14 protein-coding genes are annotated in these 19,287 nt (G+C 68.3%); 4 read left to right on the top strand and 10 right to left on the bottom strand.

Features of this window, described 5'->3' with window-relative positions; all coding sequences use genetic code 11:
* Window positions 1-7: 7 nt before the first annotated feature.
* The 3 genes from ACFWXQ_RS09395 (at window position 8) to ACFWXQ_RS09385 (ending at window position 4,970) form a co-directional block, all read left to right on the top strand.
* Complete coding sequence (locus ACFWXQ_RS09395; RefSeq protein WP_383956465.1) at window positions 8-1,312, top strand: HRDC domain-containing protein; 1,305 nt, start codon at window positions 8-10, stop codon at window positions 1,310-1,312.
* A 308-nt stretch (window positions 1,313-1,620) separates the two neighbouring features.
* Window positions 1,621-2,847: a thiolase family protein gene (locus tag ACFWXQ_RS09390; protein ID WP_383956468.1), complete on the top strand. Its 1,227-nt coding sequence runs from the start codon at window positions 1,621-1,623 to the stop codon at window positions 2,845-2,847.
* Window positions 2,844-4,970: a 3-hydroxyacyl-CoA dehydrogenase NAD-binding domain-containing protein gene (locus tag ACFWXQ_RS09385; protein WP_383956472.1), complete on the top strand. Its 2,127-nt coding sequence runs from the start codon at window positions 2,844-2,846 to the stop codon at window positions 4,968-4,970. The genes ACFWXQ_RS09390 and ACFWXQ_RS09385 overlap by 4 nt, the downstream gene beginning before the upstream one ends.
* A gap of 281 nt (window positions 4,971-5,251) precedes the next feature.
* Here the strand turns inward: ACFWXQ_RS09385 and ACFWXQ_RS09380 are convergent, their stop codons facing one another.
* Entirely contained in the window at window positions 5,252-6,271 is a 1,020-nt protein-coding gene (locus ACFWXQ_RS09380; RefSeq protein WP_383953338.1) for a hypothetical protein, read from the bottom strand.
* Window positions 6,272-6,340: 69 nt separating this feature from the next.
* Between ACFWXQ_RS09380 and ACFWXQ_RS09375 the strand changes: the two genes are divergently transcribed.
* Window positions 6,341-6,715 carry an NTP pyrophosphohydrolase gene (locus ACFWXQ_RS09375; RefSeq protein WP_383953322.1) on the top strand — a complete coding sequence of 125 codons (375 nt, stop codon included), beginning with the start codon at window positions 6,341-6,343 and terminating at the stop codon, window positions 6,713-6,715.
* A gap of 214 nt (window positions 6,716-6,929) precedes the next feature.
* On the opposite strand, the gene ACFWXQ_RS09370 is transcribed toward ACFWXQ_RS09375, so the two are convergent.
* From ACFWXQ_RS09370 to ngcE, 9 genes are all read right to left on the bottom strand, one after another.
* Window positions 6,930-8,453: an amino acid permease gene (locus tag ACFWXQ_RS09370; RefSeq protein ID WP_383953324.1), complete on the bottom strand. Its 1,524-nt coding sequence runs from the start codon at window positions 8,451-8,453 to the stop codon at window positions 6,930-6,932.
* Window positions 8,454-8,612: 159 nt separating this feature from the next.
* Complete coding sequence (dxs, locus tag ACFWXQ_RS09365; RefSeq protein ID WP_383953326.1) at window positions 8,613-10,568, bottom strand: 1-deoxy-D-xylulose-5-phosphate synthase; 1,956 nt, start codon at window positions 10,566-10,568, stop codon at window positions 8,613-8,615.
* A 277-nt stretch (window positions 10,569-10,845) separates the two neighbouring features.
* Entirely contained in the window at window positions 10,846-12,138 is a 1,293-nt protein-coding gene (locus ACFWXQ_RS09360; RefSeq protein WP_383953328.1) for a sugar ABC transporter permease, read from the bottom strand.
* Window positions 12,135-12,926 carry an ATP-binding cassette domain-containing protein gene (locus tag ACFWXQ_RS09355; RefSeq protein ID WP_383953330.1) on the bottom strand — a complete coding sequence of 264 codons (792 nt, stop codon included), beginning with the start codon at window positions 12,924-12,926 and terminating at the stop codon, window positions 12,135-12,137. The genes ACFWXQ_RS09360 and ACFWXQ_RS09355 overlap by 4 nt, the downstream gene beginning before the upstream one ends.
* A gap of 219 nt (window positions 12,927-13,145) precedes the next feature.
* The gene (locus ACFWXQ_RS09350) at window positions 13,146-14,249 is read right to left on the bottom strand and encodes a substrate-binding domain-containing protein (RefSeq protein ID WP_383953340.1); all 1,104 of its coding nucleotides are present in this window, start codon (window positions 14,247-14,249) and stop codon (window positions 13,146-13,148) included.
* A 133-nt stretch (window positions 14,250-14,382) separates the two neighbouring features.
* Window positions 14,383-15,582: an ROK family protein gene (locus ACFWXQ_RS09345; protein ID WP_383953332.1), complete on the bottom strand. Its 1,200-nt coding sequence runs from the start codon at window positions 15,580-15,582 to the stop codon at window positions 14,383-14,385.
* Window positions 15,583-15,777: 195 nt separating this feature from the next.
* Window positions 15,778-16,644, bottom strand: a complete 867-nt coding sequence (locus ACFWXQ_RS09340; protein ID WP_383953342.1) for a carbohydrate ABC transporter permease — start codon at window positions 16,642-16,644, stop codon at window positions 15,778-15,780.
* Window positions 16,645-16,735: 91 nt separating this feature from the next.
* On the bottom strand, window positions 16,736-17,665 hold the full coding sequence (locus ACFWXQ_RS09335) for a carbohydrate ABC transporter permease (RefSeq protein ID WP_383953334.1): 930 nt from the start codon (window positions 17,663-17,665) through the stop codon (window positions 16,736-16,738).
* A gap of 91 nt (window positions 17,666-17,756) precedes the next feature.
* Window positions 17,757-19,205: an N-acetylglucosamine/diacetylchitobiose ABC transporter substrate-binding protein gene (gene ngcE, locus ACFWXQ_RS09330; protein ID WP_384089107.1), complete on the bottom strand. Its 1,449-nt coding sequence runs from the start codon at window positions 19,203-19,205 to the stop codon at window positions 17,757-17,759.
* Window positions 19,206-19,287: the final 82 nt, after the last annotated feature.

Raw genomic sequence — 19,287 nt, 5'->3', positions numbered from 1 at the left:
TTGACAGGTGACCGACGCCCAAGAGACCGCAGCAGACAGCTCACTGCGAACCACCGGAGGCGCTCCTCCGGACGACGTCGAACCGGCGCCGATCCCCTTGCTGGAGCCCCGCGACGGAATTCCGCCCGTCATCGCCGACGAGGCCTCGCTCGCCGAGGTGATCGCCGCGTTCGAGGCCGGCAGCGGCCCCGTGGCCGTGGACGCCGAGCGAGCGTCCGGCTATCGCTACGGCCAGCGCGCGTATCTGGTGCAGCTGCGCCGCGAGGGCGCGGGCAGCGCACTGATCGATCCCGTCGCCTGCCCCGATCTCTCGGGCCTCGGCGAGGCGCTCTCCGGTGTGGAGTGGGTGCTGCACGCCGCCACCCAGGATCTGCCGTGTCTGCGCGAGATAGGCATGGTCCCCAGCCTCCTGTTCGACACCGAGCTGGCCGGACGGCTGGCCGGGTTCCCGAGGGTCGGCCTCGGCGCGATGGTCGAGGGCGTCCTGGGCTTCGTACTGGAGAAGGGACACTCCGCGGTCGACTGGTCGACGCGTCCGCTGCCCGAGCCGTGGCTGCGCTATGCCGCGCTCGACGTGGAACTGCTCGTCGATCTGCGGGACGCGCTGGAGAAGGAACTCGACCGGCAGGGCAAGCTGGAGTGGGCCCGCCAGGAGTTCGACGCGATCGCCTCGGCGCCCCCGCCCGAGCCCCGCAAGGACCCGTGGCGTCGGACGTCCGGCATGCACAAGGTGCGCCGCCGCCGGCAGATGGCGGTCGTACGGGAGCTGTGGGAGACCCGGGACCGGGTCGCGCAGCGCCGGGACATCTCGCCCGGCAAGGTGCTCGGGGACGCGGCCATCGTGGAAGCCGCCCTCTCACTTCCGGCCAACGTGCACGCGCTCGCCGCGCTGAACGGATTCGGGCATCGGATGGGGCGGCGTCAGCTGGAGCAGTGGCAGGCCGCCGTCGACCGTGCGAAGGAGCTGCCGGACGCCGAGCTGCCGCAGCCGGGGCAGCCGGTGACCGGGCCTCCGCCGCCGCGGGCCTGGGCGGAGAAGGACCCGGTGGCCGCCGCTCGGTTGTCCGCGGCGCGGGCTGCTGTCTCCGCGCTGGCTGAGACATTGAACATGCCTCAGGAGAACCTGATCACGCCGGATACGGTTCGGCGCGTGTGCTGGGAGCCTCCGGCGACGGCGGACGCCTCGGCGGTGGCCGCCGCGCTGGCGGGGTATGGGGCTCGGCCCTGGCAGGTGGAGCAGGTTACGCCGGTGTTGGTGGTGGCGTTGGCTGCCAAGGCGAAGACCCAGGCCCAGACCCAGGCCCAGGAATAGACGAGGGTTGCCCAGTCGCCGTGAGTGGACAGGACTCATGGCGGCTGCGGGGCCGTTGTGGCTTGTCGCGCAGTTCCCCGCGCCCCTGAAAGACAAAAGCCAGGGGCGCAGCCCGCTTTTGGGGGCGCGGGGAACTGCGCGATCAGCCACCACGCACCCGCGGACGCACTGAAAGCCGTGTGACCTTCGCCGCTCCCCGCTGTGGGACTGGGCAGGGTGGTTACTCGTAAGTAGCATGGAAGGTGAGCGCGCGCTCAGGGCGTGTGTGTCGCGCAGCAGTGCCATCCCGCATCTGGAGGAGAGCCATCGTGCCTCGTACCGTCAGGGACGTCGTCTTCGTCGACGGCGTCCGCACCCCGTTCGGCAAGGCGGGCCCGAAGGGCATCTACCACGAGACCCGTGCCGACGACCTCGTCGTGAAGGCGATCCGGGAGCTGCTGCGCCGCAACCCCGGTCTCGACCCGAAGAAGATCGACGAGGTCGCCATCGCCGCGACCACGCAGATCGGCGACCAGGGCCTGACGCTGGGCCGCACGGCCGGAATCCTGGCCGGGCTGCCGCAGTCCGTGCCGGGTTACTCGATCGACCGCATGTGCGCCGGTGCGCTGACCGCGGTCACCTCGACCGCCGGTTCCATCGCGTTCGGCGCGTACGACGCCGTCATCGCCGGTGGTGTCGAGCACATGGGCCGCCACCCCATGGGCGAGGGCGTGGACCCGAACCCGCGGTTCGTCAGCGAGAAGCTGGTCGACGAGTCCGCCCTGTTCATGGGCATGACCGCCGAGAACCTGCACGACCGCTACCCGCACATCACCAAGCAGCGCACCGACGAGTACGCCGTGCGCTCGCAGGAGAAGGCGGCCAAGGCCTACGCGAACGGCAAGATCCAGGCCGACCTGGTCCCGATCTCCGTACGCCGTACGAACGCCGAGGCCGGTGAGACCGGCTGGGGCCTGGTCACCGCCGACGAGCCGATGCGTCCGGGGACCACCCTGGAGAACCTGGCCGGTCTGAAGACGCCGTTCCGTGTGCACGGGCGGATCACCGCCGGCAACGCGGCCGGTCTGAACGACGGCGCGACCGCCTCGATCATCGCGTCCGAGGACTTCGCCCGCGAGAACAACCTGCCGGTCAAGATGCGCCTGGTCTCGTACGCCTTCGTGGGCGTCGACCCCGAGGTGATGGGCTACGGCCCGATCCCGGCCACGGAGAAGGCGCTGGCGAAGGCCGGTCTCTCCATCGAGGACATCAACCTCTTCGAGATCAACGAGGCCTTCGCCATCCAGGTCCTCGCGTTCCTCGACCACTACGGCATCGCCGACGACGACGCGCGCGTCAACCAGTACGGCGGCGCCATCGCGTACGGCCACCCGCTGGCCTCCTCCGGCGTCCGGCTGATGACACAGCTGGCCCGCCAGTTCGAGGAGCAGCCGGAGGTCCGTTACGGCCTCACCACCATGTGCGTCGGCTTCGGCATGGGCGCCACGGTGATCTGGGAGAACCCGCACCACAAGGACGCCGGAGGCGACAAGTGAGCACCACTGAACTCCTGAAGGGCGCGGCCGAGCTGTTCCCCGACGAGGTCGTGACGTCGGCGCACGTACGCCACCTCGACCTGCCGTTCGGCGCCGGGCGCTTCGCGCTCATCACGCTCGACAACGGCCTGGACCACACCAAGCCGACCACCTTCGGCCCGGCCTCGCTGGCGAACCTGAACACCGCCCTCGACCAGGTCGAGAAGGAGGCCGCGGCCGGCGAGATCATCGGCGCCGGTGTCACCGGCAAGCCGTTCATCTTCGCGGTCGGCGCGGACCTCAAGGGCGTCGAGCTCCTGAAGGACCACAAGGACGCGCTGGCCATCGGCAAGGGCGGCCACGAGGTCTTCAAGCGCCTCGCGGCCCTCTCGGTGCCGACCTTCGCGTACTACAACGGCGCGGCCATGGGCGGCGGCGTCGAGGTCGGTCTGCACTGCACCTACCGGACCGTCTCGAAGGCCCTGCCGGCCTTCTCGCTGCCCGAGGTCTTCCTGGGCCTGGTCCCGGGCTGGGGCGGCTGCACGCTGCTCCCGAACCTCATCGGCGCCGAGCGTGCGGTGAGCGTGATCATCGAGAACTCGCTCAACCAGAACAAGCAGCTCAAGGGCCAGCAGGTCTTCGACCTGGGCATCGCCGACGCCCTCTTCGAGGGTGCGGACTTCCTGGAGCAGTCGCTGATCTGGACCGCCCAGGTCCTCAAGGGCGACGTCAAGGTCGAGCGTCCGGCCGTCGACCGCGGCGAGGCCTGGGACCAGGCCGTCGCCAAGGGCCGCTTCATCGCGGACAGCAAGGTGCACGGGGCGGCCCCGGCCGCGTACCGCGCGCTGGACATCATCGCCGCGGCGAAGAACGGTGACCTGCAGCAGGGTTACGACGCCGAGGACGTGGCCCTCGCCGACCTGATCATGGGTGGCGAACTGCGCGCCGGCATCTACGCGTTCAACCTCGTGCAGAAGCGCGGCAAGCGTCCCGCGGGTGCCCCGGACAAGAACCTGGCCCGCCCGGTCACCAAGGTCGGTGTCGTGGGCGCCGGTCTGATGGCCTCGCAGCTCGCCCTGCTCTTCCTGCGCCGCCTGGAGGTGCCGGTCGTGCTGACCGACATCGACCAGGAGCGCGTCGACAAGGGTGTGGGCTACGTCCACGCCGAGATCGACAAGCTGCTGCTGAAGTCCCGTATCAACCAGGACAAGGCCAACCGCCTCAAGGCCCTGGTCACCGGTGTGCTGGACAAGGCGGAGGGCTTCTCCGACGCCGACTTCATCATCGAGGCCGTCTTCGAGGAGATCGGCGTCAAGCAGCAGGTGTTCGCGGAGGTCGAGGCGGTCGCCCCGGCGCACGCGATCCTGGCGACGAACACCTCCTCGCTCTCGGTGTCGGAGATGGCGTCGAAGCTGAAGAACCCCGAGCGGGTCGTCGGCTTCCACTTCTTCAACCCGGTGGCGATTCTGCCCCTGTTGGAGATCGTGCGCGGTGAGCAGACCGACGACGCGTCGCTGGCCACCGCCTTCGCCGTCGCCAAGAAGCTCAAGAAGACCGCGGTTCTGGTGAAGGACGCCCCGGCGTTCGTCGTGAACCGCATCCTCACGCGCTTCATGGGCGAGATCCAGAACGTCATCGACGAGGGCACGTCGGTCGAGGTCGCGGAGAAGGCGGTGGAGCCGCTGGGTCTGCCGATGTCGCCGCTCGTGCTGCTCGAACTCGTCGGTCCCGCGATCGGTCTGCACGTGTCGGAGACGCTGAACCGGGCCTTCCCGGAGCGTTTCACGGTCTCCCCGAACCTCGCGGCCGTCGTCAAGGCGGGCAAGCGTGGCTTCTACGTGTACGACTCCGGGAAGCCGGAGCTGGACCCGGAGGTCGCGGCGCTGCTCAAGCAGGGCGATGTCGTGCTGACCGAGGAGCAGGTCCGCGCGCGGGTCCTCGACGCCGTGGCCCAGGAGATCGGGCTCATGCTCGACGAGGGTGTCGTGGCCGAGGCCCAGGATGTCGACCTGTGCCTGATCACTGGCGCCGGCTGGCCCTTCCACCTGGGTGGCATCACGCCTTACCTGGACCGTGAGGGTGTCTCCGAGCGGGTCAACGGCAAGCCGTTCCTGGCGCGGGGTGTCGCCAGCGTCCCGGCGTAGCCGCTGCGCTGTGCTTATCGGTGCCCCGCACGCCTGTCCGGTGTGCGGGGCACTGGCGTTTTTCGCCCCCGCCGCCCCTACCCATTCCCGTCACTAACTCAGGGGCTCCGCCCCCGAACCCCCAAAAGACTGCGCAGTTCCCCGCGCCCCTAGGTCTTTGGTCTTTAGGGGCGCGGGGAACTGCGCGACAAGCCACAACGAACCCGCACCCGACAACGCACCCCACGGGGCCTGGGGCGGAGCCCCAGAAGGACGGGAATGGGTAGGGGCGGCGGGGGCGGCTAAATGGATTGCCAGGCCTCCAGGGCCAAGCCCGGCTCTTCCTTTCGGCGGGTCAGGAGGAGCTGGCCGGTGGACGGCTGGAGCGTGGCGGCCGTGACACGGCCCTCGTGGTCATGGCCCAGCGACAGCTGAACGTCCGCGGGGAGTTGGGGACCGGACTCGGTCCACCACGCCCCCGCCGACTCCTGCTCGGTCGGATAGGCGGCGAAGGCGATCCGACCGCTCAAGGACCGCTGCGCGAGCAGCGTGCAGTCGACCCCGTCGAGCGTGCAACGGATCGCGGACACCGGCCCGGGTCCCGCGCAAGTCAGGAGCGCCACAGGCTCACTGCCGGCCCGCCAGGCGCACACCGTGTCCGACTCGTCCGTGAAGAACAGCGTCACGTGCTCGTCGGAGGTGCTGAGGGCCCGCAGCGTGCCCGGCCGCGCGGCCACCTTGAGCGGCTCCTCGTCGAGCGCGGGGATGTGGCCGGGGCCCAGCTGGGTCCAGCGCAGGATGCCCGCGGGCGAGGCCGCGTACAGCTCGACGAGCCCGGACTCCCGGGTCACGGCCGCCAGTTCGCCCTCGACCTCACGGCCCTTGAGGTCCCGCCAGGGACCCCACCCGCCGCGTTCCTTCTGGCCCCGCATGCTGACGCCGCCGCCCCTGTTGGGTACGAAGACATGGGCGCGGCCCTGCGCGTCGACCGTGACGGCCGGCACTCCGGTCGCCTCGCCCTTCTTGTTGGGATGCCCGAGGGGATTCCAGTCGAGGGCGGCGAGGTGCGGCCGGAAGTGCGTGGCGTGGACGAGCCCCGACTCCTGCCCGCCGGTGGGACGCCAGGACACCAGATGGGCGTAGCCGTCGGTTCCCTGCCCCACGGCGAGCGCGGGGTGGACACGCTGGTCGCCGCCGACCTTACGGGGCGCCGACCATGCGCCGCCCGGGTGCTGCTCGGCCCAGCACCACACCGCTTCCTCACGCGGAGCGTAGGCGCCGAGTCTGCCGTCCCGGCCGCGTATGAGCCAGTCACCGTTCACTGTGCGGACCATTGACACTCCCCCACTCTAATCGGGTCGTGTGATCCCCCTCCGTGCGACCCTGGCCACATGGACGCCCCGCTGCTCGTGATCGTCGACGCCGCCAATGTGGTCGGGTCCGTGCCCGACGGCTGGTGGCGCGACCGCCGGGGCGCCGCGGAGCGCCTGCGGGACCTGCTCGTCCCGTACGCCACCGACGGGCTGCCGGGGCACCCGGGCCCCCTTGAACTGGTCCTCGTGGTCGAGGGAGGCGCTCGCGGCATCGCCGCCGTCCCGGGCGTACGGGTCGACGAGGCGCCCGGCAGCGGAGACGACCGCATCGTCGAACTGACCGCCCAGGCCGCGGACCGCCCGCGCCTGGTGGTCACGGCCGACCGTGAACTGCGCCGCCGGGTGAGTGAGTTGGGCGCGGAGGTCACCGGCCCACGCACGGTCCGCCCCTAGCTCCGCACACCGTCCCCGCCCCTGGGAGCCACCTCACACGCGCGCACGGCACCGCCCCGTCCAACCATGCCCACTTGCTCGTACCGGGCCGTCAGGAGCCGCCGTGGCGACGGTGGTCGGCGCGCCGGCGCACGCGCTCCGGCCCCGCAGTCTCCGCCGAAGCGGGACGTACGGGGCCGGTTGATCGCGAGGGCCGGTTGATCGCAGGGGTCGGCTACTGCGGGTCTCCGCCCCCCGGCTTGACGGTCGCGTCGCCCGTGGCCTCCTCGCCGCGGCCGAGACGGCTGTGGGAGCGGCCGTACACGAAGTACACGAGGAAGCCGATCGCCATCCAGATGCCGAACCGCAGCCAGGTCTCGGCGGGCAGGTTGAGCATCAGCCACAGCGAGGCGAGGACGGAGACGATCGGCAGGAACGGCACCCACGGGGTGCGGAAGGAGCGGGGCAGTTCGGGGCGGGTGCGGCGGAGGATGATCACGCCGATCGCGACGACGACGAACGCGAACAGCGTGCCGATGTTGACCAGTTCGGCGAGCTCGCTGAGGCTGGTGAAGCCCGCGAGGATCGCGATGATCACGCCGAGCAGGATGGTCGGCCGGTGCGGGGTCTTGAAGCGCGGGTGGACGCGCGAGAAGAAGCGCGGCAGCAGACCGTCGCGGCTCATCGCGAAGAAGACCCGGGTCTGGCCGAGGAGCAGGATCATGCAGACCGTCGTGAGGCCGACGGCGGCGCCGAAGCTGATGAAGCCCGCGAACCAGGGATGCCCGGTGGCCTTGAACGCGTCGGCGAGCGGGGCGTCCACGGAGAGTTCGGTGTAGTGCTGCATGCCCGTCACGACAATCGCCACGGCGACGTACAGCGTGGTGCAGATGATCAGTGAGCCGAGGATGCCGCGGGGCATGTCCCGCTGTGGGTTACGGGTCTCCTCGGCGGCCGTGGCCACGACGTCGAAGCCGATGAAGGCGAAGAAGACGACGGAGGCGGCGGTGAAGATGCCCATCACGCCGAAGTTGGAGGGGGCCCAGCCGAACATCAGCTGGATGAGCGGGGATTGGAGATCGCCGCCCGCCTCCACCTCCTGCGCCTTCGGGATGAACGGGTCGTAGTTGTCGCCCACGATGAAGAAGGCACCGGCGATGATCACGACCATCACGACGGTGACCTTGATGGCGACGACGACCGCGGTGATCCGGGCGGAGAGCTTCATCCCGATCACGAGGATGCCGGTGAGGACCAGCACGAGGGCGGCGGCCAGGATGTCGAAGCCGAAGCCGTCGGCCCCCTCTCTCCCGCTGAGGGACGCCGGCAGGTGCCAGCCCGCGTTGTCCAGCAGCGAGGCGATGTAGCCCGACCAGCCGACGGCGACCACCGCCGTGCCGAGCGCGAACTCCAGCACGAGGTCCCAGCCGATGATCCAGGCGGGCAGCTCCCCGAGCGAGGCGTACGAGAACGTGTACGCCGAGCCGGCCACCGGGACGGTGGAGGCGAACTCGGCGTAGCAGAGCGCGGCGAGCGCGCAGACGACCCCGGCGACGACGAAGGCCAGGGCCACGGCGGGGCCGGCGTTGTTCTTGGCGACCGTGCCGGTCAGGACGAAGATGCCGGTGCCGATGATGACACCGACGCCGAAGACGGTCAGATCCAGCGCGGACAAGGATTTCTTGAGCGCGTGCTCTGGCTCCTCGGTATCGAGGATGGACTGTTCGACCTTCTTCGTCCTGAAGAGGGTGCTGCTCACGGCGTACCTCCCACGCTTGTCGTCCTCGACATGATCGAGAGGGGGCGTGGTCCGTATGCCCCGGCGCGTCAGGTTTCACGCTAATGGGCCGGTTTCACCACCGTAAAGGGTGTGGAAACCGGCCCACTCGGCCGTGCCGGTCGCGGGCGACCTGGTGTGTCAGTCGCGGGCGGACTCCACCGTGGCGTGGGCCTGCTCGGCGGGGGTCTCCCCGCTCCGGCGAAGCCGGGAGTGGGGGAGGCCGTCGAGCTTGGAGACGAGGCCGGTGACCTGCCGGGCGATGTCCGGGGCGGTCAGTCCGATCTCGGCCAGCACCTCCTTGCGGGAGGCGTGGTCGAGGAAGCGCGGCGGGATCCCGAAGTCGCGCAGCGGTACGTCCACGCCCGCGTCGCGCAGGGCCTGGGCGACGGCCGAACCGACGCCGCCGACGCGGGAGTTGTCCTCGACGGTGACGACCACGCGGTGCTGCTCGGCGAGCGGGGCCATGGCCTCGTCGACGGGCTTGACCCAGCGCGGGTCGACGACGGTGGTGGAGATGCCCTGCTTGTCGAGGAGGCCGGCGATCTCCAGGCACATCGGAGCGAGGGCGCCGACCGAGACGAGGAGGACGTCCGGGGCGTCCGTGCCCGGCTCGCGCAGCACGTCCATGCCGCCGATCCGGCCCACGGCGGGTACGGCGGGACCGACCGCGCCCTTGGAGAAGCGGACCACGGTCGGCGCGTCGGTGACCTCGACGGCCTCGCGGAGCTGGGCGCGGACCTGGTCGGCGTCGCGCGGGGCGGCCAGCCGCAGTCCGGGGACGACCTGGAGGATCGACATGTCCCACATGCCGTTGTGGGAGGCACCGTCGGTGCCGGTGATGCCGGCCCGGTCGAGGACGAAGGTGACTCCGCACTTGTGCAGGGCCACGTCCATCAGGACCTGGTCGAAGGCGCGGTTGAGGAAGGTCGCGTACACGGCGAAGACGGGGTGCAGGCCGCCGGTGGCGAGGCCGGCCGCGGAGACCGCCGCGTGCTGCTCGGCGATGCCGACGTCGTACACCCGGTCCGGGAAGGCCTTGGCGAACTTGTCGAGGCCGACCGGCTGGAGCATGGCGGCCGTGATGGCGACGACGTCCTCGCGCTCCTTGCCGAGCTTGACCATCTCCTCGCCGAAGACGGACGTCCAGTCGGCGCCGGAGGAGGCGATCGGCAGGCCCGTGTCGGGGTGGATCTTGCCGACGGCGTGGAAACGGTCCGCCTCGTCCTGGAGGGCGGGCTGGTAGCCGCGGCCCTTCTCGGTGAGGCAGTGCACGATGACGGGGCCGCCGAAGCGCTTGGCGCGCACCAGCGCGGACTCCAGGGCCTCGATGTCGTGGCCGTCGATGGGGCCGACGTACTTCAGGCCCAGGTCCTCGAACATGCCCTGCGGGGCGATGAAGTCCTTGAGGCCCTTCTTGGCGCCGTGCAGGGTCTCGTAGAGCGGCTTCCCGACGACGGGCGTGCGCTCCAGGATGTCCTTGCCCCGGGCCAGGAAGCGCTCGTAGCCGTCGGTGGTGCGCAGGGTCGCCAGATGGTTGGCGAGGCCGCCGATCGTGGGGGCGTACGACCGCTCGTTGTCGTTGACGACGATGACGAGGGGGCGGTCCTTGGCGTCGGCGATGTTGTTGAGCGCCTCCCAGGCCATGCCGCCGGTGAGGGCTCCGTCGCCGATGACGGCGACGACGTGGTCCTCTTTTCGCAGGACCTCGTTGGCTTTCGCGAGGCCGTCGGCCCAGCCGAGGACCGTGGAGGCGTGCGAGTTCTCGATGACGTCGTGCTCGGACTCCGCCTGCGAGGGGTAGCCGGACAGGCCGCCCTTCATCTTCAGCTTCGAGAAGTCCTGGCGGCCCGTGAGCAGCTTGTGCACATAGGACTGGTGCCCCGTGTCCCAGAGGATTCTGTCCTTCGGGGACTCGAAGACGCGGTGCAGCGCGATGGTGAGCTCCACGACACCGAGGTTCGGGCCGAGGTGGCCGCCGGTCTTGGAGACCTCTTCGACGAGGAAGGTCCGGATCTCGCCTGCCAGCTGGTCCAGCTGCTCCAGGCTGAGCCGGTCCAGATCGCGCGGTCCCCTGATGCGGGTCAGCAGCGGCACCCGTGCCTCCTTGCAGTAGAGCTGATCGAGCTTTCGCCGGGTCTGTCGAGTCTAATGTTCCGCCTTTCACGGCGGCGGCCGGGCTGTGCGTCGTACGTCACGCGTTCGGCCGTAAAACATCTCGCCCACAGCTCCCGCCACCAAACGCACACGGCCAGACGAAAGTGCCCGACACCGCCATTGGTGTCGGGCACTCGTGCCCCGTAAGGGGCGCGGGGAACTGCGCGACCAGCCACAGCCGGCCGGCAGCTCTCCACAACCGTCAGACCATGTACCGCTACGCGCGACCCGCCGTCTTCTGCGTCTTCCGGGTGATCGAGTCGATGACAACCGTGGCCAGAAGCACACCACCAGTGATCATGTACTGAACCGGCGTGGCGATGCCCTCAAGGGCCAGCCCGTACTGGATCGACGTGATCACCATGACACCGAGCAGCGCGTTCCACGTACGCCCGCGCCCACCGAAGAGGCTGGTGCCACCGATGACCGCCGCCGCGATGACGTTCATCAGAAGGTCACCCGCACCGGCGCTCTGGTTGGCCGCCGCGATCTTCGAGGCCCAGAACAGACCGCCGACCGCGGCGAAGAAGCCCGCGATGGCGAAGACCGAGATACGAACCGCCGTGACGTTGATACCGGCACGGCGGGACGCCTCGACGCTGCCGCCGAGCGCGAAGATCTTGCGGCCGTAGGTCGTGCGGCGCAGCACGAAGTCCGTGATCACCAGGACCAGGACGAACAGCAGCAGCGCCAGGGGCAGACCCTTGTACTGGTTGAACATGATCGCCGCGGCGAAGGCGACGACCGCGAGGATCGCCGTGCGCACCACGATGTCGACGAGCGGGCGGGCCGGGATGCCCGCCGCCTCGCGGCGGCGGCTGTCCAGGAACGAGGTGACGAAGAAGAGCGCCACCGCGACCACCGCGAGCCCGTAGGCGGCCGCGACGTCCGAGAAGTAGTACGTGGTCAGCTTGCCGACCACGCCGTCGCCGTCGAGGTTGATCGTGCCGTTCTCGCCCAGGATCTGGAGCATGAAGCCGAGCCAGAACAGCAGGCCGGCCAGGGTGACCGCGAACGCGGGCGCGCCGATCCTGGCGAAGAAGAAGCCGTGGATCGCGCCGATGGCCGCACCGCTGGCGAGGGCGATGAGGACCGACAGCCACTCGTTGACGCCGTTGGTGACGCTGAGCACTGCGGTGATGGCACCCGCCACACCGCTGACCGAGCCGACCGACAGGTCGATCTCGCCGAGCAGCAGCACGAAGATGATGCCCACCGACATCATGCCGGTGGCGACCATCGCGACGGCGATGTTGTTGAGGTTCTCCGACGAGAGGAACGCCGAGTTGAGGCTCTGGAAGATGACGCAGATGACGATCAGACCGACGATGACCGGGATGGAGCCCAGGTCACCGGCGCGCATCTTGCGCTTGAACTCGTCGAGGTAGCCCGCGAAGCCCCGCTCGCGCACCAGCAGCCGGGGGTCGACGGCGACATCGGCGCCCGCGGCGGCCTCGGGGTTCTCGACGACGTGGTCCTCGGGAGTGGCGGAGGTCTTGTCGATGCTCACTTCTGAGCCTCCCCGTTGCCGCGCGCCGCACGACGGGTCACGGCGTTGTCCGTGGCACCGGTGATGGCGGAGATGATCTCTTCCTGCGAGGTCGTCTTGACCTCGAAAACGCCGTTGTTACGGCCCAGCCGCAGCACCGCCACCTTGTCGGCGACGGCCTTGACGTCGGCCATGTTGTGGCTGATGAGCAGGACCGCGTGGCCGCGCTCGCGCAGCCGCTCGACCAGGTCGAGGACCTGGGCGGTCTGCTCGACACCGAGGGCCGCGGTGGGCTCGTCGAGGATGACCAGCTTGGGCGCACCGAGCATGGAGCGGGCGATGGCCACCGTCTGGCGCTGACCGCCGGAGAGGGAGGCGATCGGGATGCGCACGCTGGGGATGCGGATCGACAGCGTCTGGAGCAGCTCGCGGGAGCGGCGCTCCATCTCGACCTCGTCCAGGACGCCGCGCTTCTGCAGCTCACGGCCCAGATAGAGGTTCCCGACGACGTCGATGTTGTCGCACAGCGCGAGGTCCTGGTAGACGGTCGCGATGCCCAGGTGCTGGGCGTCGTGCGGCTTGTTGATCTGGACGGTCTTGCCGTCCCATTCGATGACGCCCTCATCGATGGGGTGCACGCCGGCGATCGTCTTCACCAGCGTGGATTTTCCGGCGCCGTTGTCGCCGACCAGGGCGACCACCTCGCCGGCGTGGACCTCGAGCTCTACGTCGGTGAGCGCCTGGACGGCACCGAACCGCTTCGAGACCCCGCGCAACGCCAGGACAGGCGTAGCGGACACGTTAACCATCTCCTTCGCCGCCTGACCCGGCGGGAGGTTGTGCAGAAGAATTGGGGGAGGGAGGAAGGATTCCGTCCGGCGCCCCGCCCTAGCTTGCGGGGCTGGTGGTTGCGGGGCGCCGGAGGAGCTTCTGGTGCGCGAGTCCCGGACCCGATTCCCTGCGGGAATCAAGCCTCGTACGGGAATTCGATGGCGAATTCCCGTACGCGGTAAGGGACTTGCGTTTGACTACTCGAGACCGATCTTGGTGCAGGCGGCCTTGAACTTCGCCGTGCAGATCTCGTCGAGCGTGTAGATGCCGTCCTTGATGACGGTGTCGTTGATGTTGTCCTTGGTCAGCGACACGACGGGGACGAGCACCGACGGGACGCCCTTGGTGGTCGGGCTGTCGACCGAGTCCTTGGCGATGGAGTCGAGCTTCTCGCCCTTGGCGAGGGCGACGGCCATCTCCGCGGCGACGTCCGCCTCCTGCGGGTAGGGCTTGTAGACGCTCATGTACTGCTCACCGGAGACGATGCGCTGCACACCCGCGAGCTCGGCGTCCTGGCCGGTGACCGGGGGGAGCGGGGAGACGTTCGCGGCCTTCAGGGCCGTGATGATGCCGCCCGCCATGCCGTCGTTGGCGGAGTAGACGCCGACGATGTTGTTCTTGCCGACCGCGGAGATCGCGCCTTCCATGTTGGCGTTGGCGTTCTCCGGCTTCCACTCCTTGGTGTCGTACGACTTCGCGATGGTGACCTTGCCCTCGAGCTCGGACAGCGCGCCCTTCTTGAAGAGGGCGGCGTTCGGGTCGGTGACCGCGCCGTTCATCATGACGATCTTCGCGGAGGGCTTCGCCTTGTCGCCCAGGGCCGTCAGAAGCGCCTTGCCCTGGACGCGGCCGACCTCTTCGTTGTCGAAGGAGGTGTAGGCGTCGATCGGGCCCTCGGCCAGACGGTCGTACGCGACGACGGGGATGCCGGCGTCCTTGGCCTTCTTCACGCCGTTGGCGATGGCCTTGGAGTCCACCGCGTCCACGATCAGCACGTCCACCTTGTTGGTGATCATCGTGTCGACCTGCTGGGACTGCGTGGTGGCGTCCTGCTTGGCGTTGGCGTAGACGATCTCGCCCTTGTTGTTCGTGAGCTCCTTGACCTTCTTCTCGATCAGGGGCTTGTCGAACTTCTCGTACCGAGCGGTCTGGTTCTCCGGAAGGAGGAGGCCGACCTTGATGGCGTCACCCTTGGCCGCGGACTTCGTGCTGTCACTGTCGCCGGCCTCGTCGGCACTGCCACAGGCAGCCAGCGAGACAGCCATCGCACCTGCGGCAACAGCAAAGGCGGCGCGACGCATACGCGTATTCACTTCAGAAACCTCCCTGACGAGGCCGCGACGTTGCGGCCGAGGTGGCTGGAAGTCAACTCGGCCACAAGTGCGACGTCAAGAAGTAAATCCTTAACGAGATGGCAACGGTGCCATCCGTTCTCTAAGTGAAGGCAGGCGCGGCCGTGGCGAGCGAACCGTCCAAAAGGGTCGAATCGCCCATCTCGCTGAGTGCGAGAGCGAGCGCCCCGAGGACCTCCGCCCGGCCGCCAAGTGCCCCTGGCAGAACGGATAGTTGACGTGCCGCACTGGGGATCGCATAGCGGCCGACCGACTCCCTTATGGGCCCGAGCACGAGCTCTCCGGCCTCGGCGAGATCACCGCCGAGAACCACCCGGCTCGGGTTGAGCAAGTTGCAGAGATTGGCGACTCCACTGCCGATATGTCGGCCGACGTCGGCGATCACCCGACGACAGCCAGGGTCTCCGTCCCTCGCCAGCCGTACGACACCTTCCATGGTCAGGTCCGTGCCGTGGCTGGACTGCAGGAGCGGCAGCACATAGCGCGCCGCCGCGAAGGTCTCCAGGCAGCCCCGGTTGCCACAGCGACAGACCGGGCCGGACTCGTCAAGAGTAATATGCCCGATTTCTCCCGCTGTGCCACCCGGGCCGCGATAGATCTTGCCGCTGATCACAAGGCCGGCGCCCACACCGCTCGCGACCTTGATGTAGGCCAGGTCCCGGACGCCCCGGCCGCTCCCCCAGACGAGTTCGCCGAGGGCTCCCAGGTTGGCGTCGTTGTCGACGTGCACCGGCACGCCGAGCCGTCCGCCCAGCTCCTCGGCGGGTTTGGTGCCGGTCCAGCCCGGCAGGATCGCGGTGGAGCCGAGCGTCCCGGACTCCACGTCGATCGGCCCCGGCACGCCGAGCCCGACACCCGCGATCTTCGTACGGTCCACACCGGTGGCCGCGATCAGGCGGTTGACCAGCTGTTCCGCCCGGTCGAAGCCCTGCGCTGCGGAGGCGTCCACATCGAGCGGCTCGGACTCCTCGGCCAGGACCTGATGGGCGAGGTTGCCGACCGCGACGCGCAGATGCGTGTGCCCGAAGTCGACGCCGATCACGATGCCGGCGTCGCCGCTGAGACTGACGCTCCGAGCCCTCCGGCCGCCCGCCGAGGTGGGGGTGACCTCGACCGTCCCGCCGTCCTTCAGCTCCCGAACGATGTTGGAGACCGTGGCCGCGGACAAACCCGTCGTCCTCGCGATCTCGGCCTGCGTGAGCGACCCGGCCAGGCGCACCGCACGTACGACCCGTTCGAGATTGGCTCGGTGCAGCGACGACTGCGACCCCGGAGTCTCCACGACGACCTCCTGCGTACGGGGTCGCCTCGGTGAGACCCCGTCTATGTCCAACTAGTGAACTCTAAGCTGAGCCGTTTGGGTTGCCTCCCGTCAAGAGGTTGAGCAAGAGAGGGGCGCGCCCCCGCCCGCACACACAAGGGTGGCCCCGGCTCCAATCCGGGACCACCCTCGCAAACCGAACCGACGGCCGAACCGTTACTTGAGCGCGCCCGCGGTGAGCCCCTGGACGACCTGGCGCTGGAAGACGATGTACGCGGCGAGCACCGGCAGCATCGCCATCACGAGGCCGGCGAAGAGACCGGACCAGTCACCTTTGTAGCCCTGGCTGACGGCCAGTTGGACGAGCCCCTGGGTGAGAACCTTGTTGTCCGGCTCGGTGTTGAGCACGGTCGGCAGCATGTACTGGTTCCACTGGCCCAGGAAGTTGAAGATGGTGATGCTGATCAGGCCGGGCTTGGCCATCGGCAGCATCACCTGGAAGAACGTCCTGGTGTGCGAGGCGCCGTCCACGAAGGCCGCCTCGGCCACCGAGGACGGCAGCGTGCGGAAGAAGGCCGTCATGAAGAACACGGTGAACGGCAGCGAGTAGCCGATGTAGACCAGGATCAGTCCGGGCAGCGTGTTCAGCAGCGACAGGTTCTGCATGACGTAGAACAGCGGGACCAGGGCCAGGATGATCGGGAAGCTCATTCCTCCGATGAAGAGGAAGTAGATGAAGCGGTTCCCGGGGAACTCGAAGCGCGCGAGGACGTAGGCCGCCATGGAGCCCAGCAGCATGGTGCCCAGGAGCGAGAACCCCACCACGATGACCGTGTTGAGGAAGTAGTCGCTCATGTTCGCCTCGGTCCAGGCGCGCGACCAGTTGTCGAAGTGCAGCGAGTCGGGCAGCGCCCAGGGCGAGCTGAAGATCTCCTTGTCCGTCTTGAAGGAGGTCATCACCGCCCAGAGCAGCGGCAGCACGACCATGAACGCCCAGAGGATGAGCATGCCGTGCGAGAAGATGTTGAGGGTCCTGCCCTCGGTGGCCTTCTCCCGCGGCCCGGGCGCCGACGTCGTCTTCATGACGGGCGGCCTCTCCTCGGTGGTGTCGGCGGGAGGCATGTCGGTCGTCTTCACTCGTGGCCTCCTCGCGGCTCGGTCAGCTCGGTCTGCATCAGTACTCCAGCCGCTCGCGCCGGCCCAGCTTCATGACGACGGCCACGAACAGCAGCGTCACGATGAGCAGGGCGACACCGATCGTCGTCGCGTAGGCGGCCTGACCGTCTCGGAACGCCTTCTGGTAGACGTACAGCGGCAGGACGGTCGTCGAGTAGTCGGGACCGCCGCCGTTCGGGCCCACGGTCATGATCTGCACGACCGCGAAGGCCTCGGCGCCCAGCGCCAGGATGCCCACATAGGCCCAGCCGGACTGCACGGTGTCCCAGAGGAGCGGCAGGGTGATCTTGAAGAATGTCGTGATGCGGTTTGCGCCGTCCAGCAGCGCCGCCTCGTAGTAGTCCTTGGGAATGGAGGCCATTCCCGCGGAGAAGAGCACCACGAAGAAACCGACGGTGCACCAGACGAGTACCGCGAAAACGCACCATAGGGCGAGATCGGGGTCACCGAGCCAGTCGGGCTGGACGCTGTCGAGGCCGATCGCCTTCAGGGCGGAGTTGATCGCACCGCTGTTGGGGTTGTAGGCGAACTGGAAGAGCAGCGCGACGATGGCGATCGACAGCACCTGCGGAAAGAAATAGACCACCTTGTAGAAGGCGGAGCCGCGGACACCGGCGATCGCGGCATTCTTCCGGCGCCGTCCGCCGACATTGAGCATGAAGGCGAAGAACAGCGCCATGGTGAGGGTCACCAAAGGCAGCAGCACGACCAGCATCACGCTGTGCTGCAACGACTTCCAGAAGACCTCGTCATCGAGCAGTCGCGTGTAGTTCTTGAAGCCCACCATCTTGAACTCGGGGCTCAGACCGCTCCAGTCCGTGAACGAATAGTAGATGGACTGGACGAAGGGCCAGATCACGAAGAGGCCGTAGATGGCCAGGGGGGCCGTCAAGAACCCCACGATGAAACGGTATTTGCCGTGTTGCATTCCTACCGACCCGATCTTCCCGCGGGGGCTGCCGTCGACGCCGCACTTCCAGAACCGGGGCCCCGGTCACCGCCCGGGGCCCCGGCCTCGCTCACTGGTGCTTGTAGTGCTGGATGTTGTCGTCCTTGGCCGCTTCGTCGGCATAGCCCTGGATCTTCTTGATGGCCTCTGCCGGGGTGAGCCGCCCCGCCATCATCTCGCCGAGGCCGCCGACACCGATCTTCTCCTTCTGCAACGCCACGTACCAGTCCTGGATGCGCGGGTTGACCACATTGGTGCCGGCCTTCTCCAGGGCCGCGACACCTGACTTCAGACCCGGCGTCAGTTCGATGCCGTCGGTGCCGCCGTTGAACGCGGTCAGCGACTTGACGGACGCCGTGAAGTTCTTCGACGAGGCCTCGCTGAGCATGATGCGCAGCTGCTCCATGCCGCCGTCCGTGTTCTTGGCCTTGGCGGGGACGATGAAGGGCTCGCCGCCGGACGCCCAGATGGTGCCGAAGGGCATCTTGTCCGAGCTGTCGATGCCGGTGGGCGCGTTCACCGCGAGGTTGAAGTCCTTCGGCATGGTCTTCGCCGCCTCGTTCTCCACCCAGGAGCCGTTCGGGATGAAGAGTGCCTTGCCCTCGGTCCAGGCCGTCTGGGACTGGATGTGGTCCAGGCCCGGGGTGCCCTTGAGGATGTAGCCCTTCTTGTAGAGCTCGTAGTACGCCTCGAAGCAGGTCTTGACCGCGGGGTGCTTCCAGGCGTTCGGCTCCAGGTTGTCGATGGCGTCGAGCACCTCGACACCGCCGACCTTGGCGATCATCGGGTAGAGGGAGAAGGGGATGTAGTACGGGTGCTTGCCCGCGTACGTCCAGCCCGCGATGTCCTTCTTCTTCGCCTTCTCGCAGACCGCGAGCATGTCGTCCCAGGTCTCCGGGTACGTGGCGTCGAGGGAGTCCAGCGCCTTCTGGGAGTACCACACGCCGTAGACGGTGTACGCGTAGTACATGATCCATACCGGGTCGCCGTCGAACTGGCCCATCTCGACGATGCCGGGGCGCAGGGTGTCCCGGACCTTCTTGGCCGGGTCGTCGACGGACGGCGCGTCCAGCAGCGGGGTGAGGTCCGAGAGCTGCTTCTTGCCGACGAGGACGCCCATGTCCATCTGCTCGGCACCCGAGTTGTCGATCAGGTCCGGCGGGGTTCCCTGATTGAAGCGCGGCTGCAGGACCGACTGGATCTTCTGGGTCGAGGAGAACTTGACCTTGGCCTTGGGGAAATTCTTCTCGTAGACCGCCTTGGCGTCCTCGGCGTACTTCGTGCCGAAACCGCCGTCGAAGATGACGATCTCCAGCGGCGCGGTCTCATTGACGGCGAGGGGGTTCTCCTTGGTCTTCTTGCCCTTGTCGACCTTTTCCTCGCTGCCGCTGTCACCGCTGGCACAGGCCGACAGGAAACTCATCGTGGGTACGGAAATCAGGCCGAGCGCCGCGGTGCGCTTGATCAGATCGCGGCGGCCGACGCCCTCACGGTTGTTGTGGGCGGAAGTGGATCCCATGCTCAAGTCCTCGCCTTCATCAGGACTCAGGCGGTGAACCGGACCCTCCCCGGCACCGCGGTCGGTACTGCATTACCCGGGG

The sequence above is a fragment of the Streptomyces sp. NPDC058697 genome, from assembly GCF_042715345.1.
Lineage (GTDB): Bacteria > Actinomycetota > Actinomycetes > Streptomycetales > Streptomycetaceae > Streptomyces > Streptomyces liliifuscus.
Note: the sequence above shows the minus strand (reverse complement) of the source record. Positions and strands in the feature narration are given on the sequence as shown.

Excerpts from the sequence above, each read along its gene's own strand:
- ACFWXQ_RS09375 (WP_383953322.1), top strand. The coding sequence starts at position 6,341 with ATGGACGCCCCGCTGCTCGTGATCGTCGACGCCGCCAATGTGGTCGGG.
- ACFWXQ_RS09355 (WP_383953330.1), bottom strand. The coding sequence starts at position 12,926 with ATGGTTAACGTGTCCGCTACGCCTGTCCTGGCGTTGCGCGGGGTCTCG.
- ACFWXQ_RS09350 (WP_383953340.1), bottom strand. The coding sequence starts at position 14,249 with ATGCGTCGCGCCGCCTTTGCTGTTGCCGCAGGTGCGATGGCTGTCTCG.
- ACFWXQ_RS09340 (WP_383953342.1), bottom strand. The coding sequence starts at position 16,644 with ATGAAGACGACGTCGGCGCCCGGGCCGCGGGAGAAGGCCACCGAGGGC.
- ACFWXQ_RS09335 (WP_383953334.1), bottom strand. The coding sequence starts at position 17,665 with ATGCAACACGGCAAATACCGTTTCATCGTGGGGTTCTTGACGGCCCCC.
- ngcE (WP_384089107.1), bottom strand. The coding sequence starts at position 19,205 with ATGGGATCCACTTCCGCCCACAACAACCGTGAGGGCGTCGGCCGCCGC.